Annotated in this window: 19 protein-coding genes; 15 read left to right on the forward strand and 4 right to left on the reverse strand. The window is 67.1% G+C overall.

Annotation, left to right across the window (positions count from 1 at the left end):
* The first annotated feature begins 54 nt into the window (after positions 1-54).
* Entirely contained in the window at positions 55-1290 is a 1236-nt protein-coding gene (locus ACSQ3M_RS27320; RefSeq protein WP_436153229.1) for an MFS transporter, read from the forward strand.
* A gap of 13 nt (positions 1291-1303) precedes the next feature.
* Here the strand turns inward: ACSQ3M_RS27320 and ACSQ3M_RS27325 are convergent, their stop codons facing one another.
* Both ACSQ3M_RS27325 and ACSQ3M_RS27330 read right to left on the reverse strand, forming a co-directional pair.
* Entirely contained in the window at positions 1304-2515 is a 1212-nt protein-coding gene (locus tag ACSQ3M_RS27325; protein ID WP_436153230.1) for an MFS transporter, read from the reverse strand.
* Between the two features lie 129 nt (positions 2516-2644).
* Complete coding sequence (locus ACSQ3M_RS27330) at positions 2645-3094, reverse strand: VOC family protein (protein WP_436153231.1); 450 nt, start codon at positions 3092-3094, stop codon at positions 2645-2647.
* A 274-nt stretch (positions 3095-3368) separates the two neighbouring features.
* On the opposite strand from ACSQ3M_RS27330, the gene ACSQ3M_RS27335 reads away from it, so the two are divergent.
* From ACSQ3M_RS27335 to ACSQ3M_RS27375, 9 genes are all read left to right on the forward strand, one after another.
* Entirely contained in the window at positions 3369-4355 is a 987-nt protein-coding gene (locus tag ACSQ3M_RS27335) for a LytTR family transcriptional regulator DNA-binding domain-containing protein (RefSeq protein ID WP_436153232.1), read from the forward strand.
* A gap of 176 nt (positions 4356-4531) precedes the next feature.
* A complete protein-coding gene (ampH, locus tag ACSQ3M_RS27340) occupies positions 4532-5743 on the forward strand; it encodes a D-alanyl-D-alanine-carboxypeptidase/endopeptidase AmpH (protein ID WP_436153233.1) in 1212 nt (403 codons plus the stop codon).
* 200 nt (positions 5744-5943) lie between these two features.
* Positions 5944-12318, forward strand: coding sequence for an autotransporter domain-containing protein (locus ACSQ3M_RS27345; RefSeq protein WP_436153234.1), 6375 nt, complete (start codon positions 5944-5946; stop codon positions 12316-12318).
* Between the two features lie 183 nt (positions 12319-12501).
* Positions 12502-13542: an ABC transporter ATP-binding protein gene (locus ACSQ3M_RS27350; RefSeq protein WP_436153235.1), complete on the forward strand. Its 1041-nt coding sequence runs from the start codon at positions 12502-12504 to the stop codon at positions 13540-13542.
* 55 nt (positions 13543-13597) lie between these two features.
* Positions 13598-14887: an ABC transporter substrate-binding protein gene (locus tag ACSQ3M_RS27355; protein WP_436153236.1), complete on the forward strand. Its 1290-nt coding sequence runs from the start codon at positions 13598-13600 to the stop codon at positions 14885-14887.
* A gap of 4 nt (positions 14888-14891) precedes the next feature.
* A complete protein-coding gene (locus ACSQ3M_RS27360; protein WP_436153237.1) occupies positions 14892-15770 on the forward strand; it encodes a carbohydrate ABC transporter permease in 879 nt (292 codons plus the stop codon).
* On the forward strand, positions 15767-16633 hold the full coding sequence (locus tag ACSQ3M_RS27365) for a carbohydrate ABC transporter permease (RefSeq protein WP_436153238.1): 867 nt from the start codon (positions 15767-15769) through the stop codon (positions 16631-16633). Before ACSQ3M_RS27360 ends, ACSQ3M_RS27365 begins: the two co-directional genes overlap by 4 nt.
* A 33-nt stretch (positions 16634-16666) precedes the next feature.
* On the forward strand, positions 16667-17509 hold the full coding sequence (locus ACSQ3M_RS27370) for an endonuclease/exonuclease/phosphatase family protein (protein WP_436153239.1): 843 nt from the start codon (positions 16667-16669) through the stop codon (positions 17507-17509).
* Positions 17510-17542: 33 nt separating this feature from the next.
* Entirely contained in the window at positions 17543-18367 is an 825-nt protein-coding gene (locus ACSQ3M_RS27375) for an inositol monophosphatase family protein (RefSeq protein WP_436153249.1), read from the forward strand.
* 10 nt (positions 18368-18377) lie between these two features.
* On the opposite strand, the gene ACSQ3M_RS27380 is transcribed toward ACSQ3M_RS27375, so the two are convergent.
* Positions 18378-19706 (reverse strand): NAD(P)/FAD-dependent oxidoreductase, encoded by a 1329-nt coding sequence (locus ACSQ3M_RS27380; protein ID WP_436153240.1) that lies wholly within the window; start codon positions 19704-19706, stop codon positions 18378-18380.
* 326 nt (positions 19707-20032) lie between these two features.
* On the opposite strand from ACSQ3M_RS27380, the gene ACSQ3M_RS27385 reads away from it, so the two are divergent.
* The 5 genes from ACSQ3M_RS27385 to ACSQ3M_RS27405 all read left to right on the forward strand — a co-directional run bounded on the left by ACSQ3M_RS27385 (position 20033) and on the right by ACSQ3M_RS27405 (position 26056).
* Complete coding sequence (locus tag ACSQ3M_RS27385) at positions 20033-20884, forward strand: VOC family protein (protein ID WP_436153241.1); 852 nt, start codon at positions 20033-20035, stop codon at positions 20882-20884.
* A gap of 99 nt (positions 20885-20983) precedes the next feature.
* Positions 20984-22588: an ABC transporter substrate-binding protein gene (locus tag ACSQ3M_RS27390; protein ID WP_436153242.1), complete on the forward strand. Its 1605-nt coding sequence runs from the start codon at positions 20984-20986 to the stop codon at positions 22586-22588.
* A 28-nt stretch (positions 22589-22616) separates the two neighbouring features.
* On the forward strand, positions 22617-23594 hold the full coding sequence (locus tag ACSQ3M_RS27395; protein WP_436153243.1) for an ABC transporter permease: 978 nt from the start codon (positions 22617-22619) through the stop codon (positions 23592-23594).
* Positions 23595-23597: 3 nt separating this feature from the next.
* Positions 23598-24428 carry an ABC transporter permease gene (locus ACSQ3M_RS27400; protein WP_436153244.1) on the forward strand — a complete coding sequence of 277 codons (831 nt, stop codon included), beginning with the start codon at positions 23598-23600 and terminating at the stop codon, positions 24426-24428.
* Positions 24425-26056, forward strand: coding sequence for an ABC transporter ATP-binding protein (locus tag ACSQ3M_RS27405; protein ID WP_436153245.1), 1632 nt, complete (start codon positions 24425-24427; stop codon positions 26054-26056). The genes ACSQ3M_RS27400 and ACSQ3M_RS27405 overlap by 4 nt, the downstream gene beginning before the upstream one ends.
* A gap of 30 nt (positions 26057-26086) precedes the next feature.
* Here ACSQ3M_RS27405 and ACSQ3M_RS27410 read toward each other — a convergent pair whose 3' ends face one another.
* A complete protein-coding gene (locus ACSQ3M_RS27410; RefSeq protein WP_436153246.1) occupies positions 26087-26827 on the reverse strand; it encodes a metallophosphoesterase family protein in 741 nt (246 codons plus the stop codon).
* Positions 26828-26951 lie beyond the last annotated feature (124 nt).

A 26951-nucleotide genomic window follows, 5' to 3' on the forward strand; every position in this document is an offset into this window, starting at 1 on the left:
GGCTAACCGACCTGCTAGCCTCGCCGAGATGGGCTTTCTGGACATGAGCGGGCTGTGACAGCAAAGCCCCCTGGCGGTTCTTTCGCCGCGCTCGGCGCAATCGTTGCGGGTGCCTTGATCCTGCAGGTCGCCGGGACGATCGTGAACACGGTCGTGCCGCTGCAGATGGCGATCGCAGGCCAGCCGCCACTGCTGATCGGCCTCGTCGCATCGGCCTATTCGCTCGGCTTCCTGATCGGCTGCTTCGTCAATCCCTCGCTCGTGCGCCGGGTCGGGCATATCCGTGGCTTTGCGGTGTTCGCCGCGCTTCAGGCGGTCTCGACGCTGAGCTTTCCATTGCTGCCGGAGGCATGGTGGGGACTAGCGCGGCTGGTCATGGGCCTGGCGGCGGCCGGCCATGGCATCTGCATCGAGAGCTGGATCAGCGGACAGGCCAATCGGGCGCAACGCGGGCGCATCTTCGGCATCTACCAGATCCTCAACCGCGTCGCGCTGATCGGCTCGCAGATCGGCGTTGGTTATGTCGCGATCCAGTCGCAGGACGTCTTTCTCTTCGCCAGCATGGCCTTCTCCCTTGCGCTGATCCCCGTCGCGCTGACACGTGCTCGGGGACCTGAATCGAGCGAGATCGTTTCGGTCGGGTTGCGGACACTATGGTCGCAAGCGCCGGCTGCAGTCGTCGGCTGCCTCTATGTCGGGCTGGTGGGGGGCCCGCTGACGAGCGTGACCCCCGCTTACGGCATCCTGTCGGGCCTCGATCAGCGCGCCACCATCCTGCTTACGGCGGGCATCCAGATCGGCGCGCTCCTGCTGCAATGGCCGATGAGCCTGCTGGCGGACCGCATCGCCAGCAGGCTGATCATGCTCATCGCCACCAGCATCGTCGCGGTTACCGCCGCTGGGCTCGCGGTGCTTCTGCAGGCAGATCCGGCCCATGGCCGGATCTGGCTCTTCGGCTTGTTCGCGCTGATCGGCGGCTGCGGCATTCCGCTCTATACGGTTGCGGTCACGCATGCCTATTTCCGGATGGGGCGCGACCATGCAGTCGGGCTCTCGGCGCAGTTGCTATTCCTCTGGGGCACGGGTTCGGCGATCGGACCGCTCGCCGCGACCTTGCTGATGCAGTTCATGGGCCCGCAGGGCATGCTGGTCTATCTCACCGGGCTGTCGGTGGCCGTCGCGATCTATATCGCGCTGCGGATCTCGCGAAACCCGTCGCCACCGATGGTCGATGGCGAGCGGGGCACGACCGGGCCGACGATCCCGGACATCGAGATGACCAAGCGCTAGCAGGCGGCAGACGCTATGCCATCGCCATTTCCGGCTGTCTCCTGGGGAATGGCCGGAAGGTCAGCAGGATCAGCATCGCTCCCAGACCCATGACCCAGGAGCCGACATACATCGGCGCATAGGTGCCGAAGCGGTCGTAGATCAGGCCGCCGAGCAGCGGGCCGGTCGACATACCCAGGCTGCCGGCCATCGCGGTGCCGCCGATGATCGTTCCCATCATCTTCAGCGGGAAGTTCTCGCGAATGATCACGGCATAGAGCGGCATCGTGCCGGCGTAGATGAAGCCGACCAGCACCGCCACGGCATAGAAGCCGCCGAGCTGGCCAACGAACGCGTAGGCGAGCACGCCGAAGGCCTGCGTCAGCAGCCCGATCACCAGAACGCGCTGCGCCCCGAACCGGTCGCCGACCAAACCGAAGCCGAGGCGGCCGAACATGCCGGCCAGCCCCTCGACGCTGTAGATCGACACGGCCGCGAGCATCGGGATGCCGCAGGTCACGGCATAGCTCACCGTGTGGAAGATCGGGCCGGAATGGGTGGCGCAGCAGAAGAAGTTCGCCAGCATCAGCGTGACGAATTGCGGCGAGCGCACCGCCTGGCCGACGCTCATCCCCGATTGCGGCGCATCGGCAATCGCCTCGCCCTGCGCCCCAGCCTCCAGGGCCGGCGGCCGGCGCACGAGAAGCGCTGCGGGGATCATCAGAACGGCCGCGATGCCGGCGATGATCTGCATGGCGGTGCGCCAGTCATGGCCGGTAACCAGCCAGGCCGCGAGCGGCGCCATCGTCATCGGCGCCATCCCCATGCCCGCCGAGACGAGCGAGACGGCAAGGCCGCGCTGCGTGTCGAACCAGCCGGTGACGCAAGCCATCATCGGTGCGAAAACGGCAGCGGTCGCAGCACCGACGAAGAGGCCGAAGAGGAGCTGGAATTCGATCAGCGAGTCGGCGCGGCTGGCGAGCGCCAGGCTGGCAGCCAGCACGACCGATCCCGTCAGCACCACCGGACGCGGCCCGTAGCGGTCGGAGAGGCCGCCCCAGACCATGCTGGCGGCCGCCATGGCGAGGAAACCGAACGTCATCGCGGTCGAGATGCCGGTGACGGACCAGCCGGTATCCTGCGACATCGGCCGCAGGAAGACGGGCAGCGAGAACATGGCGCCGATCGCAACGCAGCCCAAAAGGCCGCCTGCCGCGACGATCACCCAGCGATAGGACTGATTCATGGGATTCTCCGGGGCGCTCCGTGCACCGCCCGAGCTGTCTTGAGACATCGCGCGCGGTCGATACCCCAAGGACGCAGCGGCATCGGCGATGCCGACATGCCGCTGCGGATTTTTTGTCGCGGCGTGGGATCAGCCCTGCGGCGGCTTCCAGTCGCCCGACGGAATGGTGTTGACCATCCACGGGATGCCGAACTTGTCGACCAGCGAGCCGAAGCCGGGCGACCAGAAGGTCTCGCTGAACGGCATCCCCGCCTTGCCGCCTTCGGCGAGCTGGTCGAACCAGCGCTGGCCTTCGGCCTTGTCGTTGGTGTGCAAGGTGACGTCGAAGCCGTTCTTTGGCTTGTCGATGTTGGAGGCCCAAGCGAGGTCCATGTCAGCGCCCATCAGCGCCTGGTCGCCGACCTCGAGCCAGCAATGCATCAGCCAGGTCTTGTACTTGTCGTCGGCCGGCATGCCCATGCCGGGCGGTGCATCTCCGTAAGGCATGGCCGCCGTGATCTTTCCGCCGAGAACCTTGGCGTAGAACTCGAACGCCTCGCGGCATTGGCCGCGGAAGCTCAAGCTGGTCACGATCTTCATGGTCTTCTCCTTTTTGAGAGAGGCTTCGATAGGCGTCGGGCAAAATAACCGCGGGGCCCCCAGAAGCGGTCAGTATCGTTCCATGAGAGTTGATATCAACGTATCTAGCCGACCGATGTCAACCTCTCCGGGCACCGGGAAGGTTCGAGGTGTCGCGATCGCTTGCCCGGTAAATATCCATCACTGCACGACGACCGGGCAGCGGCCACCGACATTTCGGTTGCGAGCGCGCCATCGACCGGCCAAATACGGCGATCCGACGAGGGCGAACGCTGTGCGTGAGAACGGGAGCCAGCAGCGAAAGGATCACGGTCGCGCCGAGGACAACGTCCTCTCCGACCATGGACCGGATGCGGCCTATGAAGCCCGCTCGCTCGCCGATTGCGGCGATGCCGCGGGATCGGACTGGCCCTATCGCATGGCCAGATGGCTGCTGCGGGAGCCGGTCGACATCGCGATCACCGCAGCACTGGCCGAGATCGGCGAGCTCGCCGGGGCCGACCGAGCCTGGATGTTCGAATACGACGCCGAGCTGCTGCGCTTCCAGAACACCCACGAGTGGAGCCGGCAAGGCGTTGAGTCCTTCGTCGAGGATTTGCAGAACACGCCGGTGACGATGATCGCTTGGCTCCACCAGTTCCTGGTCAAGAGCAGGGCGGTGATGATCAACCGGGTCGCCGAGCTGCCGCGCCCGGCCCGTCCGCTGCAGGTCGAGATGCTCAGACAGAGCGACAAGAGCGTGCTCAGCGTCCCGGTCTTCCACGATGGGCGATTGCGTGCCTGCATCGGCTTCGATGCGACTAGCGCGATCCGCGGCTGGTCGGCGAGCGATATCGGGGCACTGTTCCAATGTGCCGAGCTGATCGCGCTGGCGCGCTATGGATCCCATCATGGTGGGCAAGCGCTTGCCAATTCCTCCAGAGGGTTCGCGCCGCTGATCTATCTGCGCCGGCAGGGGCAGATCATCGGCGTCGAACCGCAAGCCATCCTCGGGGTCCGATCGGCGCGCGATTATGCGAAGGTCTGGCTGCAGGACGGCTCGACGGTGCTGGACCTGCGCCCGCTGACGATCTGGGCCGGGCTCCTGCCGACAGCGTCGTTCCTGCGCGTCCATCGCACGGCGATCGTTAACCTGCAGCATGTGAACGGCCTCGACCGGCGCGCCGGGGACCGCTGGACGATCGGGATCGGCCGCCTGGCCGAGGCCTGGCCGGTGTCGCGCTCCTATCGGCAGGAGCTGCGGCAGCGTCTCGGCGTTTGACTGTCGGCGTTTGATTCGGCGTCACCGGGATAACCTGCCAATTAACTGATTTCTCACGATGAATCCGGCCCAAAGCGCCGTTCGTCGAACCGGCATGTCCGTTGGTCGAATTCCGCTTGCCGCTCCGCTCGCGCGCGGAATCCTGCGGAAACCGATCAACAAGCCCCGCTTTGCCTATGCCGCTTCATCGCTACCGCAGCTTCACCGCCGGGCATCCGGAACTCGTCCCGGCGCACAAGGCAGCACGGCTCGTCCTTGGCTGCCTGCTCGCCTCGCTGTCGACCATGGGCTGGCAGCGGCCGGCCGTTGCCGAGGATCTCGCTCTGCGCGAGGCAGCCGCGATGACGGGCGTCGCGATGTTCCTGAATGCCCGCGCACCGGGCCTGATCCTTGCGGTCGTCCGTGGCGAGGACAGTTTCATCGCTGGCTATGGCGAGACCGCGCCGGGCAGTGGTAAGGAGCCGGATGGTCGTTCGATCGTCCGGGTCGGTTCGGTCTCGAAGGTGTTTGCCACCGACGTGCTCGCGGCCATGGCTGCGAGAGGAGAGCTTTCGCTCGACGCGCCGCTCGCCCGCTATGCGCCGCCCGGCAAGGCGCCGCAGGCCTTCGACGACCGGCCGATCACCCTGCTCGATCTCGCGACCCATTCGGCCGGGCTGCCGCGCGAGTTGGCCGACCCCACGACACTGCCCGGCGAGCGGAACCCGTTCGCTGGCTACAAGGCTTCCTATTACTGGGATTGGATCGCCAGCCATCGTCCCGCCTATCGGCCCGGGACCACGGCGATCTACTCGAATGTCGGCTTCGGCCTACTTGGCGAGGCGCTCGGCAAGGCCGGCGGCAAACCCTTCGCCGAGCTGGTGCATGAGCGGATCGCCGCGCCGCTCGGCATGGCGGACACGGCCCTGCGCCTGTCGGAGGCGCAGAAGCCCCGGCTGATGACCGGCCTCGATCCGTTCGGCAAGCCCGATCCGAACTGGGACGCCACCGAGGTGATGCAGGCCAGCGCCGGCATCTATACGACCGCCGAGGACATGGTGCGCTGGATGCGCTGGCATCTCGCCGACGACGTGGCCGGGCGGCCGGCACGCTCGCTCGCGCATGCGCTCTGGCGGCCGCATGACGGGCTCTCCCGCCTGGTCGGTGTCGAGGCCACGGATTCAGAGGGTATGGGGCTGGGCTGGATCGTCAGCCGGCCGAAGGACAAGGTGCCGCTCCTGCTCGGCAAGAGCGGCGGGCTCGGCGGTTTCATGAGCTATGTCGTGCTCTCGCCCAATCGCAGGCTCGGCATCTTCGTCGCCGCCAGCAAGGTCGACTTCGCCATGTTCGAGGGGCTGCGGACCGCCGTGCGCGACCTAGCGGCGGAGCTTGCGCCGGCGAGTCCATAGCAAGGTCGGGGTTCGAGAGATTTCTTGAGGTGGGCTCGGGGTCATTGAGGCACTGGACGGACGGTAAGCTGGCAACCAAGGCGCGTGCGCCGTGGGCTGGCCCGCGTCCTGTCCGTGCGCCGGACGCCTTCGCGCCATCGACCGCGGTGTTGCGTGTCCTGCTCGCGGTGGCTGGCCCTCTAGCGCTGTGCGCGCCGCTCATGCTGGCGCTGCCCGCTTGGGGACAAGTAAGCGGGAAGGGCGGGGCCGGCGGCGCCCATGGCATCAGTCGCCCGACCGCCGGGCAAGCGGGGAGTTCCGGTGGCGAATATTCTGGCGGCGGCGGTGGCGGTGGTGGCGGAGCCAATGCCAAAGCGGGCGGTGGATCCCAGGGCGGCAAGGGCGGTAGCGGCGTGCGCGGCCATGGCGGCGGCGAGGGCGGAGATATCAGCGGCAGCACATCCGTCCTCCAGTCGATCCCGCCTGGTTATCTCGGACATGTCGGGCAATCCGGCTCGGCTGGTGGATCGCCGTCGCATGGGGCGGCTGGCGCGCCGGGCCATGATGGCGGCAGCGGCGGCGGCGGTGGCGGCGGAGCCGTCGGCCTCGATTTCTACGGGACATTGCTGACAGCGGGCCAGACGATCAGCCTGGTGGGTGGCCATGGCGGTGGCGGCGGAACCGGAGGGACGGGCGGCAACTCTTACCGGGATCCCTTCATCGGGCACGGGGGCGCAGGCGGTGGTGGTGGCGGTGGCGGCGGCGGCGGTGCAGCGGGGCTAGCTCTGCCCGGTCGACAGCTCGTTTACGATCCCATCAAAGGATTCTACTTCAACGCGCCGCCCAACCTCGTCGTGACGACCACCAATGCGACTCTCCAGGGAGGCAATGGCGGCCGGGGCGGAAACGGCGGCGATGGCGGTCATGGTTCTGGCGGCTACGAGACACAAGTCTGCCTTCCGGCAGGCCGGGGCTGCATACCGATCCGCATGTACCCCGGCGATGGCGGCCCCGGAGGCTCTGGCGGCGATGGCGGTTCCGGCGGTGCTGGGCTCTCCTCGTTGTATGGCCGGCAGATCAGCCTCTTCGCGACCACCGCTCAGGGCGGGAATGGCGGCGATGGCGGTGACGCCGGCGGCGGAGGCGATGGTGGCTCCGGCCACGGCTATAGCGGCATGCCAGACGGCAACCGCGGCAATTTTGGAAATGGCGGAAACGGCGGTCGCGGCGGCGCCGGGATCGAGGTTGACGCCAGGTACGGTGGCAGCACGATCGTCACCCTGGCCTCCAATAGCCGTGCGCTGGGCGGCAATGGTGGCCGCGAGGGTTACGGCGGCTCGGCTGGAGCGGGTGGCGACGGCATCCATGTGACAGGTTCCGCCTCGATCACGGTGGGCGGAACCGTGACCGGCGGCGGCGGTGGTAACACCAGCTATGCAAGGTTCGGAGCTGTCGGGGGCGCCGGTATCTTTGTCGACGGCCAGGCGACGATTACGGTCCAGAGCGGCGCGCAGGTAGCAGGCGGGCTCGGCGGCCTCGGCCAGCAATCATCGAGCGGCCGCGGCGGCGATGGTGGGTCGGGCATCGGCGTGACCGGTGGCGGTACGTCCCTAACGATCGCGGGCGAGGTTCGCGGCGGGAGCAGCCAGGGCTTCGTTCCGGGCGCGCAGGGCGCGGCCATCGCCCTCAACGGCAGCGGCAACGCGGTGGAGCTTCAGGCGGGATACAATCTCGTCGGCAAGGTGCTCGGTGGCAGCAATGCGACGCTCATCCTCGGCGGTGCGGCGAATGCGAGCTTCGATCTGCGCGGACTGGGCTCGCAATATCAGGGCTTCCTGGACTTCAACAAGAGCGGCGCGAGCAGCTGGACGCTTTCGGGAGCGGCGACGGCCCGCGTCGGCAACATGGCGGTCGAGGCCGGGACACTCGTCTTTGCGCCGGGAGCGCAACTGACGACTGCGAATGCCCACATCACGAACGCTCCAGGCGCGGTTGCGGCTGTCGAGGTCGCGGGGGCCGGCGCGGCATGGACCGTCGGGAGCCGGCTCGCGATTGGCGATGCAGGTCATGGCAGCCTCAGCGTCGCCAATGGCGGAATCGTTCAAGCCGGTTTGATCACCACCGCGGCAGCAGCCGGAGGAGCCGGTGCGATCAGTGTCACCGGCAATGGATCGCATGTCTCGGCCCGGGAGCTCGCGCTCGGTGAGAACGGCACAGGCTCGGCGCTGGTTTCCGGCCCGGGATCCAGCCTGATCGCGACGACGTTCACGGTCGGGAACTCCGGCAGCGCCACGCTGACCGTCGCCGATGGCGGCAGGGCTGGCGCCGGACGTGGCAAGCGGATCGATGTCGCCCGGAATGCCGGCAGCACCGGCACGATCAACATTGGCGCCGCAGCAGGGCAGGCCGCGGTCGCCTCCGGCATGCTCGAGGGAGATATCCGCTTCGGCGCGGGTACCGGTACATTGGTGTTCAACCACACCACCAGTGACTACACCTTCTCGGGCGCGATCTCCGGTGCAGGGGCGATCAGCGTCCTCTCCGGCACGACCAGCCTCACCGCCGACAGTTCCGGCTTCTTAGGCGCCACGACCGTGTCGAACGCCACATTGCGCATGGCGGGCACAGCGCGTCTCGGCGGCACGGTGACCATAAACGCCGCCGGCATTGCCGCCGGTGAAGGCGCGATCGGCGCGACCACGGTCAACAGTGGCGGCACGTTCGCGCCCTCGGGGCGGACCTCGCTGACCGTCGAGGGCGATTTGACCGCCAATGCGGGTGGCACCGTCAAGCCGTCGGACGCCGCGGCGCTTATCGTCAACGGCACGCTGACGCTTAATTCAGGCAGCAACTACGACTACCAGCTCCATGGCTATGGCGCCTCATCGGTCGGCTCCGCGACGACGCGGGTCAATGGCAATCTCGTGCTCAATAACGGCACGTTGAACCTTGCCAGCAGCTCCCAGCCTGCGATCGGCTACCATCGCGTCTTCAGCTATACCGGCAGCCTGTCGGGCAGCGGGCTCGCTGGCGGAACGACCCCGAATACCACGCCGTTCGCCTACAGCTATGCCGTCGACACCTCGCAAGCCGGCAAGGTCGACGTCCTCGTCACTCCCAACGGCCTCACTATCCTACAGCTCTGGGGCACGACGCCGGCCGGCGGCAGCTCCGGTATCTGGAACGCTGCCAATCCGAACTGGTTCGACTTCGGTGGGGCGGCGCCGACGCAATGGGGCAGCGCCTATGGCGTCTTCCGCGGCCCCGGCGGCACGGTCACCCTGGATGGCCAGCACAACGCCGTCGGGCTGCAGTTCGCCGGGGGGAGCTACACGCTGGTTGGAGGCTCCGGGGGCAGCCTCAACCTGCACAGTTTCAGCGGCGGTGGCATCACCATCACCACGCCCGAAATCCGGGTGCTCGACGGCGAGACCGCCCGGATCGATGCGACGATCACCGGCACGGAGGGCCTCGAGAAGACCGGCGACGGCACGCTGATCCTGTCCGGTGTCAACAGCTACAGCGGCGGCACCATCATTTCCGGCGGCGCCTTGCAGATCGCGGCTGACGGCAATCTCGGCGCCGCGGGCGGCGGGCTGACCCTCGACAATGGCGCGCTGCACACGACGGCGAACATCGCATCCACCCGCGCGGTCACCCTGCGCGGCACCGGTGCGATCGAGACCGTGGCCAATACGACGCTTGCCCTGTCCGGCTCAGTGAGCGGCGCCGGCGGGCTGATCAAATGGGGCGATGGCACGCTCGCCCTCTCAGGCACGGGCAGCTGGACCGGCGGCACCCTGATCACCGCCGGCACGCTTCGCGCCGACAGCGCCGGCGCGCTGCCGAATGACACCGACTGGGTTCTGACCGGCGGCAAGCTCGATCTCAACGGCTTTCCCCTGTCGATGAGCCTGCTCGCCGGCACCGGCGGCGAGGTCGCGCTCGGCACCAACGGTGACCTCACGGTCAATCAGGCACAGGACAGCGTCTTTGCCGGGCAGATCACCGGCAATGGTGGCATCCTGATCAAGGCCGGGAACGGCACCTTGCTGCTCACCGGCAGCAACAGCCATAGCGGCGGAACCAGCATCATCGGCGGCACGCTCGCCATCGTCGCCGACGCCAATCTCGGTGCGGCGACCGCTCCGTTGCTGATCTCCGGCGCGAAACTCGCGACGCTGGCGGATATCACGAGCAGCCGGCCGATCTTCCTGCAGGGAGCCGGCACGATCGAGACCTGGGCTGGGACCAGCTTCGCGACCAGCGGGACGATCCTCGGCGACCAGTTGATCAAGGAAGGCTGGGGCACGCTGGTTCTGACCGGCAGCGCAGCACATGCCGGCGGCACGACGATCGCAGCCGGCATGCTGCAGATTGGCGATGGCGGCTCGACCGGCGACCTAGCCGGCAATGTGGTCAACGATGCTGTGCTGAGCTTCAACCGCTCGGGTGACTACACCTTTGGCGGTGCCATTTCGGGGACGGGTGCCGTCGTGCAATCCGGCACAGGCACGACGATCCTGACTGGCGCCAACTCCTATTCCGGCGGCACGTTGATCCGGGCCGGCGCGCTGCAGGTCTCCGCCGACGGCAATCTTGGCGCCAGCGGGACCGCGATCAGTTTCCTCGGTGGTGCGCTGCGTTTCGGCGCTTCGTTCAATACGGACCGAACCGTGCTGCTGATCGGCACGGGGACGCTCGATACCAACGGCCATGATGCGACGCTGTCCGGCGGCGTCTACGGCTATGGCGACCTGGTCAAGACCGGCGCCGGCGCGCTGACGCTGATGGGCACGAATTTTTACCGCAACACGATCGTCACGGCCGGCACGCTTATTGGCGATGCCGCCTCGATCTCCGGCAACATCGCCAACAATGGCGCGGTCGTGTTCAACCAGCAGGGCGATGCCAGCCTGGCGAGCGTGTTCTCCGGAACAGGCCGGTTCACCAAGGCCGGCAGGGGCGGGCTCGAACTGATCGGCGACAGCTCCGGCTTTGCCGGCGCGACCACGGTCTCCGCTGGCATGCTCGTCGTCAACGGCGCACTCGGCGGCGAGCTCGGTGTACAGGCGGGCGCCCGGCTGCAGGGCAGCGGCACCGTCGGGTCGACCACGATCCGCTCCGGTGCGACCGTCGCGCCCGGCAATTCGATCGGCACGCTCACCGTCGCCGGCGACATCAGCTTCGAGCGCGGCGCGGCCTATGAGGTCGAGGTCAGCCCGGACGGCACGTCGAGCGACCTGATCCGCGCCAGCGGCAAGGCGCGCCTTGCCGGCGGTTCGGTCATCCATCTCGGCGAGGACGGCACCTATTGGGCAAGCCGGCGCTACACCATCCTGACCGCAACCCAGGGCGTCGACGGGCGCTTCGACGACGTTGCGTCGCGCTACCTCTTTCTCGATCCGAGGCTGGACTACGACGCGACCAGCGTCACGCTGACTCTGTTGCGCAATGATCTGCCGTTCACCGCGATCGCGCAGACGCGCAATCAGGCGCAGACCGCGCTCGGCCTGGAGAGCCTCGGCGATGCCAGCCCGCTCTGGCTGAGCTTCACGCAGTTGCGCGACGAGGGGGAGGCGCGGCGCGCCTATGACAGCCTGTCTGGCGAGATCCACGCCTCGGCCAAGACCGCCGTGATCGAGGGAAGTCATATCGCCCGAAGCGCCGTCTCCGACCGGATCCGCGCCGCCTTCGACGGGATTGGCGCACCACACATAGCGACACTGGCCTATGCCTCGAGCAAAGGGGCCATCTCGGCCACGCCAGCAGAGAGCTTCGCGCTGTGGGCACGCGGCTTCGGTTCCTGGGGCCAGACGCGTGGCGACGGCAATGCCGCCTCGCTCACCCGCTCGAACAATGGGCTCAATGCCGGTTTTGACATCGCGGCGGCGCAGGATGCCCGGATCGGCATCGCCGCTGGCTATTCGCGCTCGACCTTCGAGGTCGCCAAACGCCTCTCCCGCGGCGAGGCGGACAACTACCATGTCGGCCTTTATGGCGGCGCACGCCTCGATCGCTTCCGCTTGAGCGGCGGCCTGACCTATGCCTGGCACGAGCTCTCGACGCGGCGCACAGTGTCTTTCCCGGGCTTCGGTGAGACGCTGAAGTCGGATTATGACGCCCGCAGCATCCAGGCCTTTGGCGAGATCGCCTATCGGTTCGATCTCGGCCCGGCTGCATTCGAGCCTTTCGCCAATCTCGCCTATGTCAATTTGCGTAGCAGCGCCTTTACCGAAACCGGCGGCGTCGCCGCACTCTCCGCCAAGGCGCAGACCACCGCGGTGGCCTTCGCGACATTGGGCCTGCGTGCGCAGATCGGCTTCGATCTCGGCAGCCTGCCTGTGCGGTTCGACACCACGCTCGGCTGGCGCCGCGCCGCGGGCGGTGTCACCCCATTGTCGTTGCAGAGCTTTGCGGGTGGTTCGCCGTTCTCGATCGCGGGCGTTCCGATCGCCCGCGACGCGCTGGTCGTCGGCGCAGGGTTCGCGCTGAACCTCACACCAGGCGCCGAGATTGCGCTTTCCTACGACGGCCAGCTCGCAAAGCACGCCACCGATCACGCCTTCAACGCCAGGCTCGCGGTCAGGTTCTGATAGGGCAGGGTGCGGGCAAGGTTCGACCGTTCGCCGGGGATCGCACAGGAGCTCGCGGACCCTTACGGGCGCGCTCTTGTCTCAGCGCGGATTTTGGCATCATGCTCGCCCCTCGGCGCGTAGCCGGCAGGTCGGATTCTTGCGCCGGCTCACGACGAATTGCTGGGGATGGCCGGGTCGCGAATGGTTTCGGTAGAGCTCAAGGCCGTTTCGAAGAGTTGGGGCGGCGCAGCTGCCGTCGACAATGTCAGCTTCACCGTCGAGGGCGGCAAGCTCGTCGCGCTGCTCGGGCCCTCCGGCTGCGGCAAGTCGACCACGCTCCGGCTGATCGCCGGGCTGGAGGACAGCAGCACCGGTTCGATCGCGATCGGCGGGCGCGATGTCACCCGCGCGGCTCCGTCGCAGCGTGGCATCGCCATGGTGTTCCAGAACTATGCGCTGTTCCCGCATCTTTCTGTCGCCGAGAACATCCTGTTCGGGCTGAAGGTGCGGAAAGTGTCGCGCGCGGATCGCGATGAGCGGCTCGCCCGCGCCGCCTCGATCCTCGGGCTCACCGCCTTGCTCGAGCGCAAGCCCTCGCAGCTCTCCGGCGGCCAGCAGCAGCGCGTCGCGCTCGGCCGGGCGATCGTCGCCGAGGCGCCAGTCTGCCTGATGGACGAGCCGCTCTCCAATCTCGATGCCCAGCTGCGCGTCGAGATGCGGCGCGAAATCCGCGAGCTGCAGCAGCGCCTCGGCATCACCATGGTCTATGTCACGCATGACCAGGTCGAGGCGATGACCATGGCCGACCAGGTCGTGCTGATGCGCAACGGGCGGATCGAGCAGGATGCGCCGCCCGACCAGCTCTACGAGAATCCGGCGACGATCTTCGTCGCCCGCTTTGTTGGCACGCCGCCGATGAACGTGATCCCGCTCGCCTCCATTTCGGCGAGCGGCGGCACCGGCCTCTCGCCGCCGGTTCATGCCGAGCCGGGCTCGCTTGCGGTGGGCATCCGGCCCGAGATGACCGAGCTCACCGAGGCCGGCATTGCGGCCGATGTCGTGGCGGTCGAGTATCTCGGCGCCGACACCCTGGTCGAGACCCGCGTCGACGGCCAGCCCTTCATCGTGCGCCGGCCCGGAAAGGTTCGCGCCGCGGCGGGAGACCGGGTCCACATCAGACTGTCGCAGGCGGCGGTGCACTGGTTCGATTTGAAGACCGAGCAAAGGCTCGTCCTCGACTGACGACGCCTGAACAACCAAGGCGTTCAAAACGCCGTATCAAGGGGAGTGCAACAGCATGGACAGGCGTGAATTTCTGGGCAGCACCGCGGCTCTCGCCGGCTCGCTCGCCATGGCGAGACCGGCCCTCGCCCAATCGGCCGAGCTTTCCTTCTTCTATCCGGTTGCCGTCGGCGGGCCGATCACCAAGCTGATCGACAGCTATGCGGCCGGCTTCGAGAAGGAAAACCCGAGCATCAAGGTCAAGCCGATCTATGCCGGCACCTATCAGGAGACGATCGTCAAGGCGCTGACCGCGCACAAGAGCGGCACGCCGCCGGTGCTCTCGGTGCTGCTCTCGACCGACATGTTCACGCTGATCGACGAGGAAGCGATCGTTCCCTTCGATCCCTTCATCAAGACCGAGGACGACAAGAAGTGGCTTTCGGGTTTCTTCCCCAGCTTCATGGAGAACAGCCAGACCGGCGGGAAGACCTGGGGCATCCCGTTCCAGCGTTCCACGGTGGTCCTCTATTGGAATAAAGAGCTGTTCAAGGAGGCCGGGCTCGACCCCGAGAAGCCGCCGACCAGCTGGGCGCAGCAGCTCGAATTCGCGCAGAAGCTGACCAAGCGCGATGCCGCCGGCAACACCAGCCAGTGGGGCATCCAGATCCCGTCTTCGGGCTTCCCCTACTGGCTCTTCCAGGGGCTGACGACGCAGGCCGGCGCCATCCTTGCCAATCCGGCCGGCGACAAGACCGATTACGCCAACCCCGGCGTGGTCGAGGCGCTGCAGTACTGGGTCGACCTGGCGCAGAAGCACAAGGTCCACCCGCCCGGCATCGTCGAATGGGGCACCACGCCGCGCGACTTCTTCGAGAAGAAGGTCGCGATGATGTGGACCACCACCGGCAACCTCACCAATGTCAGGACCAACGCCAAGTTCCCCTTCGGCGTCGCCGTGCTGCCCGCCGGCAAGAAGCCCGGCAGCCCGACCGGCGGCGGCAATTTCTACCTCTCCAAGAAGGCGAGTCCGGCCGAGCAGGAAGCTGCCTTCAAGTTCGTGCGCTGGATCACCACGCCGGAGCGGGCGGCGCAGTGGAGCGCCGATACCGGCTATGTCGCGGTGACGCCGGCGGCCTACGAGACCGAGGCGATGAAGAAATACGTCGCCGACTTCCCGCAGGCCCTCGTCGCCCGCGACCAGCTGCCGACCGCCGTCGCCGAGCTCTCGACCCATGAGAACCAGCGCGTCACCAAGGCACTGAACGACGGCCTGCAGGCGGCCCTGACCGGCACGAAGCAGCCGGCGCAGGCGATGGCCGACGCCCAGACGGAAGCCGAGCGCATCCTGAAGTCCTATCGCTGAGCCGATGAACAACCGCGCGACCGCGACGATCCATGGCTGGCTGCTTTTGCTGCCGGCCATGGCTTGCCTGGCCCTGTTCACGCACTGGCCCGCGATCGCGAGCTTCGTCGACAGCTTCATGTCGACCCCGCGGGCGCGCCGCCCGGCGCGTTTCGTCGGGCTCGACAATTACCAGCAGATGATGGCCGATCCGATCTTCTGGAAGGCGATGGCGAACAATCTCTGGTTCGCCATGGGCACGATCCCGACCTCGATCGCGCTCGCTTTGCTGATGGCGGTCTGGGTCAACGACAGGATCGCCGGCCGCACCCTGGTCCGGATGGCGTATTTCACCCCGACCATCCTGCCGATGATCGCGGTCGCCAATATCTGGCTGTTCTTCTTCACCCCACAATACGGCCTGCTCGAGCAGATCGTCGGCGCCTTCGGCGGGCGTTCCACCAACTGGCTGGGGTCGCAGGACACCGCGCTCTACGCCGTCACCGTCGTCGCGATCTGGAAGGAGGCCGGCTTCTTCATGATCTTCTACCTCGCGGCGCTGCAGGCGATCCCGCCCAGCCTCGGCGAAGCGGCGGCGATCGAGGGCGCCTCGCGCTGGACGTTCTTCCGGCGCGTCCAGTTCCCGCTGCTGATGCCGACGACGCTGTTCGTGCTGATCAATGCGGTGATCAACGCCTTCCGCATGATCGACCATATCTTCGTGATGACGCGCGGCGGCCCGGACAATGCGACGACGCTGCTGCTGTTCTACATCTATCAGGTCGGCTTCGGCTTCTGGGACACCGCCTATGCCGCGGCGCTGACCTGCGTGCTGCTGCTGCTGCTCGCGCTGGTGGCCTTCGTCCAGTACGGCTGGCTCGAACGCAGGACGCATTACCAATGAGCGGCGCGCCTCAACCGCAGCCGGCGGCCTCCAGCCGCCCCGATCCTTACGCGCCGAAGGGCCTGGCGCTGACGCTGGAATCGATCGGCGCGATCCTGCTCGCCTTGATCTGGATTCTGCCCCTGGCTTACGCCGTCTGGGCCGCGATCCATCCGGCCGAGTACACGACCCGTTTCGAGCTGACCGCGCCGCTGACGCTGGACAACTTCACCCGCGCCTGGGCGGCCGCGCCCTTCGCGCGCTATTTTCTCAACACCTTCATCCTCGTCACCATGATCCTCGCCTTCCAGCTCGTGCTGGGGACGCTCGCGGCCTATGCGCTGGCGCGGCAGGATTTCTGGGGGCGCGACATCGCCTTCGCGCTGATCCTGGCGCAGTTGATGATCATGCCGGACGCGCTGATCGTCGAGAACTACCGCACCCTCGCCAGGGTCAACCTGATCGATACGATCCCGGCCATCGCCTTGCCCTATATCGCCTCGGCCTTCGGCATCTTCCTGCTGCGGCAGACCTTCAAGACCGTGCCGAAGGAGCTCGACGACGCGGCCCGCGTCGAGGGGGCGAGTCCGCTGCAAGTGCTGATGAAGGTCTATGTGCCGCTCGCCAAGCCGACCTATATCGCCTACGGCCTCGTCTCGGTTAGCTATCACTGGAACAACTTCCTCTGGCCGCTGCTGGTCACCAACTCGGTCGAGTCGCGGCCGCTGACGGTCGGCCTCCAGGTCTTCTCGTCGAGCGACCAGGGAATCGACTGGGCCGTGATCTGCGCTGCGACGCTGATGACCTCGGCGCCGCTGCTGGTCGGCTTCCTGCTGTTCCAGCGCCAGTTCGTGCAGAGCTTCATGCGCGCAGGAATCAAGTGACGACATGCATCAAGTGACGACATGGCGGCTCGGATGAAACTGATCACCTGGAACATCCAATGGGCCCGCGGCATGGACAACCGCGTCGACCCGGCGCGCGTCGTCGCCCATGCCCGGCAGATGGCGGATTTCGACGTCCTCTGCCTGCAGGAGGTCGCGGACAACTTCCCCGAGCTCGACTTCAACGACGAGACCGACCAGTTCGCCCGCTTCGCCGAATTGCTGCCGGGCTTCACCGCGATCGAGGGCATCGGCGTCGATGTCGACGATGGCAAGGGCGGCCGCCAGCGCTTCGGCAACCTCTTGCTGACGCGCTATCCCGTCGCGCAGGCGCTGCGCCATCTCCTGCCCTGGGAAGCGGCCGAGACCCGCAACATGCCGCGCATGCTGATCGAAGCGATGGCGCTGACGCCGCTCGGCCCGGTCAGGCTGATGACGACGCATCTCGAATACTCGTCGTCGGAGCTGCGCGCCGCGCAGGTCGACGGCATTCGCGAGGCCCACCGCATGGCGCTGGCGCGTCATGCCAGGCCTCGAGCCGCCGGGCCGCACACCTATCGGATGACGCCGAGCTCGGTGAGCGCGGTGCTGACCGGCGACTTCAACATGCGGCCGGACGATCCGGTGCTGGCACGGTTGCTGGCGCCGTTCGACGGCGGCGAGCCGCCGCTGGTCGACCTCTGGCCTTCGGTGATGGGGGAGGCGACGCACCCGCTGACCGCCAACCTGTTCGACCAGACCTATGGCCAGGCCGGCTGCCTCGACTATGTGCTGGCGACGCCCGATCTCGCGGCGCGGGCCCGCACCATTATTTGCGATATCGAGACCAAGGTCTCCGACCACCAGCCGATCCTGGTCGAGTTCGACCTGGGCTGATTGCCGCACACTACTCTTGCCGACTGGACCACGATGATCTTCACACGCCAGGACCATGAGACGCTCGCCCGCATCCTCGCCGAGGCGGGGCGCCGCGAGGTCATGCCGCGCTTCCGCAACCTGGCTGAGGGCGAGATCCGCGAAAAGCGCTCGGCGACCGACCTCGTCACCGAGGCCGACGAGGCGGCGGAGCGCTTCATCAGCGCCGAGCTCGCCCGGGCCTTTCCGGGCGCCGCGCTGATCGGCGAGGAGGCGGTCGCCGCCGATCCGGCGCTGGTCGAGCGCCTCGGCGATGCCGAGCTCGCCTTCGTCATCGACCCGATCGACGGCACCTTGAACTATGCTTCCGACCTGCCGCTCTTCGCCGTGATGGCTGCGGTGCTGGTCAAGGGTGAGGTCGTCGCCGCGGTGATCCATGACCCGATCGTCGGGGACAGCGCCATGGCGCTGCGTGGCGAGGGTGCCTGGCTCGGCTCCGACGACGGCAAGAGCCGCGACCTGCGGGTGGCGCCGGCCGCCCCTCCGCGCGAGATGACCGGCATGATGAGCTGGCAGTATTTCCCGGAGCCGCTGCGCAGCAAGCTGCCGGGGCACATGCCGGCCTTCGCCAATGTCTCGTCGCTGCGCTGCTGCGGCCATGAATACCGGCTCGCCGCCGCGGGCAACGGCCACTTCCTGCTCTATGGCCGGCTCAGCCCCTGGGACCACGCGCCGGGATCGCTGATCTATGCCGAGGCCGGCGGCCATGTCCGCATGCTGGATGGCCAGCCCTATCAGCCGGCACGGCCGACGCTCGGCCTGCTCTGCGCGCCCGATGCGGAGAGCTGGCAGGAAATCCGCGCGATCCTGCTGAGTTGATGGGAGCTGTTTAGATTTCCTGCGCATCCAGCCTTCGGTAGAGCGGCAGGGCCAGCGGCGCGATGCGGCGGATCAAGCCCTGGAAGGGCTGTGCCCTCGGCACCGAGAGCGGCAGGCCCAGCGTCTCCAGTGCCGCGCCTTGCGTTGCCTTTGCCAGCTCGCGTCCGAGCGAGATCGACAATGCGACGGCGCGGCCGTTGCAGCCGACCCAGGCAAAACCGTTCGGCCCGAGCTGATGGATGCGCGGATAGCCCGGCACCTGCGGCTGCAAAAGATTGTCGGGCGTCATCCCGACATAGCCGGACCAGACATAGTCGAACTCGACCTCGCCGAGCTGCGGCCAGAGTCGCTTCAGCCGTGCTGCGACCGCCGGGCGAAGCTTGGCGCCGCCGGCTCCGGGCAGGACCGCGGCACCGCCGGTCACCAGGCGGTTGCGGGCGTCCCAGCGGGCGAAATAGAGCTCGCGATGCGTGTCCGACATCGCCTGCCGGCCGGGGATGACGGTCTTCGCGATATTGTCGCTGACCGGCTTGGTTGCCATCTGCCAGGACAGGACGGGGATGACCTCGCTGGCGATCTCCGGGGCGAGGTCGCGCTCGAACTCGCCGGTATAGGCGTTGGTCGCCAGCACGAGCGCGCGTGCCGTCACCGACCCCTGTGCCGTCGTCACCAGCCAGCGGCCGTTCTGATGGACCATGCTCACGGCCGGCGAGCGCGCATGGATGGTCGCGCCGAGCCTGAGCGCGACCTCGGCAAGGCCGCGAGTCAAGGCGAGCGGGTTGATATGGCCACCGGTGCGGTTCCAGAAGCCGCCGAACCAGGCATCCGAGCCGAGCATCTGCGCCGTCGCCACACGATCGAGCAGTTCGACCGGTGCGCCGATCGCGGACCATTCCCTGACGCGCTTCTCGGCGAGCTTGAAACGGCCGGGCGAATGCACGGGCTGGACCCAGCCGGCCTGCTCGGCTTCGGCCGGGATCTCGTATTTGCGCACGAGATCGAAGAGATATTGCGCGCTGTCGCGCAGCACCGCGTTGAAGCGCTCGCCGGCCTCGCCATGCCGGGCAACCATCGCGGAAGGATCATGGCCGGCCAGCGTCGGGATGACCTGGCCATTGTTGCGCCCGGAGGCACCCCAGCCGGGCTCGGCCGCTTCCAGGATGGTGACGCCGATCCCGCTCTCGCGCAGGTGGATCGCGGTCGAGAGACCAGTGAAGCCGGCGCCGATCACCACGACATCGCTCTCGACTGGCCCTTCGAGCGTCCCGAGCACGGAGCCAGGCTGGGCCGTCGCGGCCCAGAGCGAGGGCGGCCAGGCGACGGAAGAGGGGGCAGTCATCGGCGGCGTCTTTCGGCAGGGAGGGGTTGAGTGACGACCCGCGCCGCGGGCGTACCCGTATCCTTGCCGCCATGGCCATCAGCCCGCAAGTAGGCCGTTCCCGGTACTTCGTCTGCCGGAGAATAATTTACTACTTTCTGCGCCTGAAACGAATGAATTCTACCAAATTTTGCCTTCGCTTCTCGGGTTCTTGAAAATACTATTCTCCCGACGCTATGTCTCCCACGCAGTGGGGGTTGCTGGAATCGTCATCCCGGAGCGGTTGCGCCCTAACCTCCGTTCGGATGAACTCTCCTTCCGTTGGGTTCTGATCATAAGGGGGCGTCATGCCGCTGAAGCACATTCTCGGTCTCGATCATGTCGTGGTGACGGTTCGCGATCTCGACGCGTCGGCCCGGCAATGGCAGCGCCTCGGTTTCACCGTCTCGCCGCGCGGCACGCATTCGCCCATTCTCGGCAGCGGCAACTACACGATCATGTTCGGTGACGATTATGTCGAGCTGCTCGGCATCCTGGCCGAGACCGAACACAACAAGCCCACCCGCGACTTTCTTCGGGAGCGCGAGGGCATCGAGCGGGCCGCCTTCACCACGGACGATGCCGCCGCCGGCGCCGCCGAGCTGAAGAGCCGTGGCCTCGAGCCGCTCGGCCCTGTCCATTTCGGCCGGCCGGTCGATCTGCCCAATGGCGGCAAGGGCGAGGCCAGGTTCAACGTCTTCCGCTGGCCGCTGGACGAGAATCCCGGCAGCCTGCGCATCTTCGCCTGCCAGCATCTGACCCGCGAGACGGTCTGGATTCCGGAGCTGCAGAGCCATGCGAACGGCGCGAGCCGCATCATCCGCGTCGAAGTGCTTGCCACCGATCCCAAGGCCGCCGCCGAGCATCTGAGCCGGCTGATCGACGAGCCGGTGAAGCAGCAGGACGATGCCTGGCTGGTGCCGTCGGGCGGCAAGCGCGCCGACTTCCTGTTCTATGACGCCAACGGCCTCGCTCGGCGCTACCCGGATGCGGTGCGGGTCGGTACGGCGCCGGCCGGTGCCGTGGCGATCGTGCTGGCGAGCGAGGATCTCGACCGCGCTGCCAAGGCGCTCGGCCCTGCCGGGGTCGGGCACGATGGCGCCGTCAGTGTGCCTGCCGCCTCCGCCAATGGCGTGATCGTGAGCTTCCTGCCGCAATAGGGCGGCTTTCCCTTTTTTAAGAACGGCCCCGTCGAATTGACGGGGCTCAGCGACGACCGCATCGTGCCTGATATGCACGCCGGCCCCAGGAGATCATCCATGGATATGACCCGCCGCGCCGCGCTGATGACCAGCGCCGCCATCGCCTCCAGCGTGCTGTTCCCGATGCGCTCCTTCGGACAGGAAACGCCGCGCAAGGGCGGTGTCTTCACCGTCCATTACGGCGCCGAGCAACGCCAGCTGAATCCGAGCCTGCAGGCTTCGACCGGCGTCTACATCATCGGCGGCAAGATCCAGGAGCAGCTGGTCGATCTCGACGCCAACGGCCAGCCCGTCGGCGTGCTCGCCGAGAGCTGGGAGGCCGCGCCCGACGGCAAGACGATCACCTTCAAGCTCCGCCCCGGCGTGACCTGGCATGACGGAAAGCCCTTCACCTCCGCCGACGTGCAGTTCACGGCGATGGAGATGTGGAAGAAGATCCTGAACTACGGCACCACGCTGCAGCTCTTCCTCACCGCGGTCGAGACGCCAGATCCGCTGACGGCAGTGTTCCGCTACGAGCGCCCGATGCCGCTCAACCTCTTGCTGCGCGCGCTGCCGGACCTCGGCTATGTCTCGCCGCGCCATCTCTATGAAGGTAAGGGCGACATCCGCCAGAACCCGGTCAACCTCGCGCCAGTCGGCACCGGCCCGTTCAGGTTCGTGCAGTACGAGCGCGGCCAGCACGTCATCGCCGAGCGCAACCCGACCTACTGGCGCGCCAACGCGCCCTATCTCGACCGGATCGTCTGGCGCGTGGTGACCGATCGCGCCGCGGCCGCCGCCCAGATGGAGGCGGGACAGATCCATTACAGCCCGTTCTCGGGCCTTACGATCTCGGACTCGGCCCGCCTCGGCAAGGACCCGCGCTTCATCGTCTCGACCAAGGGCAATGAGGGCAACGCCCGCACCAACACGGTCGAGTTCAATTTCCGCCGCAAGGAGCTCGCCGACATCCGCGTCAGGCGCGCCATTGCGCATGCGCTCGACATTCCGTTCTTCATCGAGAACTTCCTCGGCGATTTCGCAAAGCGCGGCACGGGTCCGATCCCCTCGGTTTCGACCGATTTCTATCCGGCCGACAACGGCCCGCAGTACCCGTTCGACAAGAAGCTCGCCGCCAAGCTACTCGACGAGGCCGGCTTCAAGCCCGGCGCCGGCGGGACGCGCTTCTCGCTGCGGCTTTTGCCTGCGCCCTGGGGCGAGGACATCACGCTCTTTGCCACCTTCATCCAGCAGTCGCTCGTCGATGTCGGCATCAAGGTCGATATCGTCCGTAATGATGGCGGCGGCTATCTGAAGCAGGTCTATGACGACCACGCCTTCGATCTCGCCACTGGCTGGCACCAGTACCGCAACGACCCGGCCGTCTCGACCACTGTCTGGTATCGCTCCGGCCAGCCCAAGGGCGCGCCCTGGACTAATCAGTGGGACTGGACCGACCCGGCCATCGACAAGCTCATCGACGATGCGGCGACCGAGGTCGATGCGGCCAAACGCAAGGCGCTCTATGGCGACTTCGTGCGGCGCGCCAACACCGAGCTGCCGATCTGGACGCCGATCGAGCAGATCTTCCTGACGGCGATCAGCGCCAAGGCCCGCAACCACTCCAACACACCGCGCTGGGGCTCGTCCTCCTGGCATGATCTGTGGTTGGCGGAGTGACGCTCTCGCCAACCTTGTCAGTGCTGCCATGCGTGTCCTAGCTCTCGCGGGGCGGCGTCTCGCCGCCTCGATCCCGACCCTGATCCTGATCCTGATCGGGGTTTTCCTGCTGCTGCAGCTCGCGCCCGGCGACACCGTCGATGCAATGATGGCGCAGATGGGCGGGGGCGACGCGACCACCGCCAAGCAGCTGCGCGAATTCTACGGGCTCGACCTCTCCGTCTGGGCCCAGCTCGGCAATTATCTCTGGCGACTGGTCAGGCTCGATCTCGGCTTCTCGGCGATCTACGGCAAGCCGGTGGCGACGGTGATCGCCGAGCGCCTGCCGGCGACCATCCTGCTGATGACCGCCTCGCTCTCCTTCGCCTTCTTCTTCGGGCTGATCCTGGGCGTCGTTGCGGCGCGCGGCGTCAACAAATGGCCGGACACGCTGATCTCCACCTTCGGCCTGATGTTCTATGCAATGCCGACCTTCTGGTTCGGGCTGATGGCGATCGTCATCTTCTCGATCTATCTGCAATGGCTGCCGGCGGGCGGGTTCGAGGACATCACGGTCAGTTACATCGGCTTACGGCGGACGCTCGACATCGCCCTGCATCTCGTCCTGCCGACGCTGACGCTCGGCCTGTTCTACATGGCGATTTATCTGCGCATCATGCGTGGCTCGATGCTCGAAGTGCTGAACCTCGATTTCGTCCGCACAGCGCGCTCGAAGGGCATGGACGAGACGCGGGTCGTGGTGCGGCATGTGCTGCGCAATGCGCTCCTGCCGATGGTGACGCTGATCGGCTTGCAGGCCGGCACCATGCTCGGCGGCTCGGTCGTGGTCGAAAGCGTGTTCTCGCTGCCGGGGCTTGGGCGCCTCGCCTATGAATCGGTGATCCAGCGCGACCTCAACACGCTGCTCGGCATCGTCTTCGTCTCGGCTTTGCTGGTGATCGCGGTCAATTTCATCGTCGACCTGCTCTATGCCCGGCTCGACCCGCGCATCACGGCGGGGAACTGAGCCATGGAGTTAGTGAAGCTCTATTGCCGCAGTCCGGCCGCCATCATCGGCCTGCTGCTGCTCATCCTCGTGCTCGCCATGGCCGCGAGCGCCGACTGGTTCTACCCGCGCGATCCGCTGGCGCTCGCCGGGCGGCCGCTGATCTGGCCGTTCAGCAATCCGCGCTTCCTGCTCGGCACCGACAATTCCGGCCGCGACATCGCCGCCCAGATCTTCCATGGCGCCCGCATCTCGCTGCTGATCGGCGGCGTGGCGACGGTGATCTCGGTCATGATCGGCATCACGATCGGCGCCTTCGCCGGCTATTACGGCGCTTACGTCGATACCGCGCTGATGCGCGTCACCGAGGCGTTCCAGACCCTGCCGAACTTCCTCTTGCTGCTGGTGCTGGTCGCGGTCTTCGGCTCGACCATCACCACCGTGACGATCGCCATCGGCATCGTCTCGTGGCCGGCTTCGGCCCGACTGACGCGGGCAGAGTTCCTGTCGCTGCGCAACCGCGAATTCGTGCAGGCGGGCCGCACGCTCGGCCTCAAGGATGTCAGGCTGATCTTCGGCGAGATCCTGCCGAACGCGCTGCCGCCGGTGATCGTCTATGCCAGCGTCGTGATGGCGATCGCGATCCTGCTCGAAAGCGCGCTCGCCTTCCTCAAGCTCTCCGACCCGAACGTCGCCTCCTGGGGCAACCTGATCGGGGCGGGCCGCGACGTGCTGCGGGTGCAATGGTATGTCTCGGCCATTCCCGGCATCGCCATCCTCGTCACCGTGCTCGCCGTTTCGCTGGTCGGGCAGGGGCTCAACGACGCTCTCAATCCTAGGCTGAAGAGCCGATGAGCCCGATCCTTGTCCTCGACGATGTCAGCGTGAAGCTGCCGGCCGGCGGCGACCGCTCGCATGCGATGGCTGAAGTCTCGCTCGCGCTCGCGGCGAACGAGATCCTCTGTGTCGTCGGCGAATCCGGCTCCGGCAAGTCGATGATGGCCAATGCGATCATGCGGCTCCTGCCCGGCGGCGTCGCGATCGATGGCGGCCGCATCCTGTTCGAGGGGCGCGATCTCTGCGGGCTCGGCGAAGCCGAGATGCGCAAGGTGCGCGGCGCCGGCATCGCCATGATCTTCCAGGAGCCGATGACGGCGCTCAACCCGCTGCGCAGCATCGGCGACCAGATCGGCGAGATGTTCGAGCTGCACACCGAGCTGTCGGCCGCCGAGATCAAGGCCCGCACGCTCGCGCTGCTCGAGGAAGTCCGCATTCCCGATCCGACGCTCGCCTTCAAGGCCTATCCGCATGAGCTCTCCGGCGGCCAGCGCCAGCGCGCCATGATCGCGATGGCGCTGGCGCTCGATCCGAAGGTGCTGATCGCCGACGAGCCGACCACGGCGCTCGACGTCACCACCCAGGCGCAGATCCTCGAGCTCATCCGTGACCTGCAGCGCCGCAAGGGCACGGCTGTCCTGTTCATCACCCATGATTTCGGCGTGGTGGCCGAGATCGCCGACCGGGTCGCGGTGATGAGCAAGGGCCATGTCGTCGAGCAAGGCGCGACGCAGGCCGTGCTCGGCAATCCGCAGCACGCCTATACAAGGCAGCTGATCGCCGCGGTGCCGCCGCTGAAGGCGCCGCCGCCGCGGGCGCTGCCCGACGAGCCGATCCTGACGACCAGCCATGTCTCGAAGACCTATCGCACCGGCGGTTTCCTCGGGCGCGGCCAGCGCGTCACCCATGCGGTCAAGGATGTCTCGCTGGTGCTGCCCAAGGGCGCGACGCTCGGCATCGTCGGCGAATCCGGCTCGGGCAAGTCGACGCTGGCGCGCTGCCTCGTGCGGCTGATCGATCCCGATAGCGGTGAGATCCGCCTGAACGGCACCGACCTCGCCAGCCTGAGCCGCGAAGAGATGCGCGCGGCGACACGCGATATCCAGATGGTGTTCCAGGATCCGTTCGCCTCGCTGAACCCGCGCCGCAAGGCCGGCGAGGCGGTGGCGCAGGGGCTGATCGTTCATGGCATGGCGCGGCCTCAGGCCATGGCCCGGGCCAAGGAGTTGTTCGGGCTGGTCGGGCTCGATCCGGCATCGACCGAACGCTATCCGCATGAATTCTCGGGCGGCCAGCGCCAACGCATCGGCCTTGCCCGGGCACTGGCGCTCGAGCCGGAGGTGCTGGTCGCCGACGAGCCGGTCTCGGCGCTCGATGTGTCCGTGCAGGCGCAGGTGCTGAAGCTCCTGGCGGAGCTGCGCCAGCGCCTCGGCCTGTCGATCGTCTTCATCACCCATGACCTGCGCGTTGCGGCGCAGGTCTGCGACCTGGTGGCGGTGATGAAGAGCGGCGAGGTGGTTGAGAGCGGTCCGATCGGCACGGTCTTTGGCCAGCCGCAGCACCCCTACACAAAGGCGCTGCTCGCCTCGATTCCAGGCCGCGACTTCGGCAATGGGCAAAGGCTCGCCGTAGAGGCGATGAGCTGATCCAAGGCTGCTTGGTGGCCAGGGTTCCTGCTATCGCGATCTCGGCATCCAGCCGCTACGCAAGGCGTGGGCCCAGTCGGCTCGGCCGTTTTCTTCGGCACGCCGTGCTGCGTGGTTCCAGTCATAAGCGACGGCGTGATGCTCGATCTCGACCGCATCCGCCATCGTCACGACTGCGAAACGGGCGTGCGGCGCGCCGCTTTCCGAGACATGAAGGCTCGGATAAGTGGCGTGATAGGCCGGGTTGCCGACACTGCCGGGATTGACGGCGATGGTTCCGTTGCCGAGGCGCAGCAGGCGCGGCTGGTGGCTGTGTCCGCACAGGACCACGGCATGACCGGTTACGCCGAGGAGCGTCTCGACCGCCTCAGGGCAGGCCGCGACCAGGCGCCCGCCTTCGACCTCGTCGAGCAGATAGGTCTCGTCGTCAGTCGGGCTGGCATGGAAGCAGCGCGCCTTGCCGATCTCGATCTCGAACGGAAGAGCCGCCAGCCAGTTGCGCGCCTCGGCGTCGAGGTCTCGCCAGGCGAAGCTGTCGGAAGCGCCGAGTTCCTCAGGGGAGGCCGCGCCGAGTGCTCTGTCATGGTTGCCGCGGACATGGCTCATCTCGCTGGCGCGCAGGAGTCGTACTGTCTCCGCCGGCCAGAGCGGGCCCGAAGCGCAATCGCCGAGATTGACCACCGCATCGACGGAGAGCCCGGCGAGGCTGGCCAGCACGGCTTCGAGGGCCGGTAGGTTGCCGTGCACATCGGCGATGACGCCTAACCGCATGTCACAAATCCCGAATCCAGAGCCGGCTCAGTGCTAGCCGGTCTTGTGATGGCGCGTTCCGGGGCTGCCGCCAAGCCCGGGGATGACGCTGTGCTGCAACCCGGGAGTGAGCCGGACGCGGAGG

This window comes from Allobosea sp. LjRoot90 (assembly GCF_964254315.1).
Lineage (GTDB): Bacteria > Pseudomonadota > Alphaproteobacteria > Rhizobiales > Beijerinckiaceae > Allobosea.

What these genes read in the sequence shown, in the direction of transcription:
- ACSQ3M_RS27325 (WP_436153230.1), bottom strand. Translation starts at nt 2,515, where the DNA reads ATGAATCAGTCCTATCGCTGGGTGATCGTCGCGGCAGGCGGCCTTTTG.
- ACSQ3M_RS27330 (WP_436153231.1), bottom strand. Translation starts at nt 3,094, where the DNA reads ATGAAGATCGTGACCAGCTTGAGCTTCCGCGGCCAATGCCGCGAGGCG.
- ampH (WP_436153233.1), top strand. Translation starts at nt 4,532, where the DNA reads ATGCCGCTTCATCGCTACCGCAGCTTCACCGCCGGGCATCCGGAACTC.
- ACSQ3M_RS27345 (WP_436153234.1), top strand. Translation starts at nt 5,944, where the DNA reads ATGCTGGCGCTGCCCGCTTGGGGACAAGTAAGCGGGAAGGGCGGGGCC.
- ACSQ3M_RS27350 (WP_436153235.1), top strand. Translation starts at nt 12,502, where the DNA reads ATGGTTTCGGTAGAGCTCAAGGCCGTTTCGAAGAGTTGGGGCGGCGCA.
- ACSQ3M_RS27355 (WP_436153236.1), top strand. Translation starts at nt 13,598, where the DNA reads ATGGACAGGCGTGAATTTCTGGGCAGCACCGCGGCTCTCGCCGGCTCG.
- ACSQ3M_RS27360 (WP_436153237.1), top strand. Translation starts at nt 14,892, where the DNA reads ATGAACAACCGCGCGACCGCGACGATCCATGGCTGGCTGCTTTTGCTG.
- ACSQ3M_RS27365 (WP_436153238.1), top strand. Translation starts at nt 15,767, where the DNA reads ATGAGCGGCGCGCCTCAACCGCAGCCGGCGGCCTCCAGCCGCCCCGAT.
- ACSQ3M_RS27370 (WP_436153239.1), top strand. Translation starts at nt 16,667, where the DNA reads ATGAAACTGATCACCTGGAACATCCAATGGGCCCGCGGCATGGACAAC.
- ACSQ3M_RS27375 (WP_436153249.1), top strand. Translation starts at nt 17,543, where the DNA reads ATGATCTTCACACGCCAGGACCATGAGACGCTCGCCCGCATCCTCGCC.
- ACSQ3M_RS27380 (WP_436153240.1), bottom strand. Translation starts at nt 19,706, where the DNA reads ATGACTGCCCCCTCTTCCGTCGCCTGGCCGCCCTCGCTCTGGGCCGCG.
- ACSQ3M_RS27385 (WP_436153241.1), top strand. Translation starts at nt 20,033, where the DNA reads ATGCCGCTGAAGCACATTCTCGGTCTCGATCATGTCGTGGTGACGGTT.
- ACSQ3M_RS27390 (WP_436153242.1), top strand. Translation starts at nt 20,984, where the DNA reads ATGGATATGACCCGCCGCGCCGCGCTGATGACCAGCGCCGCCATCGCC.
- ACSQ3M_RS27395 (WP_436153243.1), top strand. Translation starts at nt 22,617, where the DNA reads ATGCGTGTCCTAGCTCTCGCGGGGCGGCGTCTCGCCGCCTCGATCCCG.
- ACSQ3M_RS27400 (WP_436153244.1), top strand. Translation starts at nt 23,598, where the DNA reads ATGGAGTTAGTGAAGCTCTATTGCCGCAGTCCGGCCGCCATCATCGGC.
- ACSQ3M_RS27405 (WP_436153245.1), top strand. Translation starts at nt 24,425, where the DNA reads ATGAGCCCGATCCTTGTCCTCGACGATGTCAGCGTGAAGCTGCCGGCC.
- ACSQ3M_RS27410 (WP_436153246.1), bottom strand. Translation starts at nt 26,827, where the DNA reads ATGCGGTTAGGCGTCATCGCCGATGTGCACGGCAACCTACCGGCCCTC.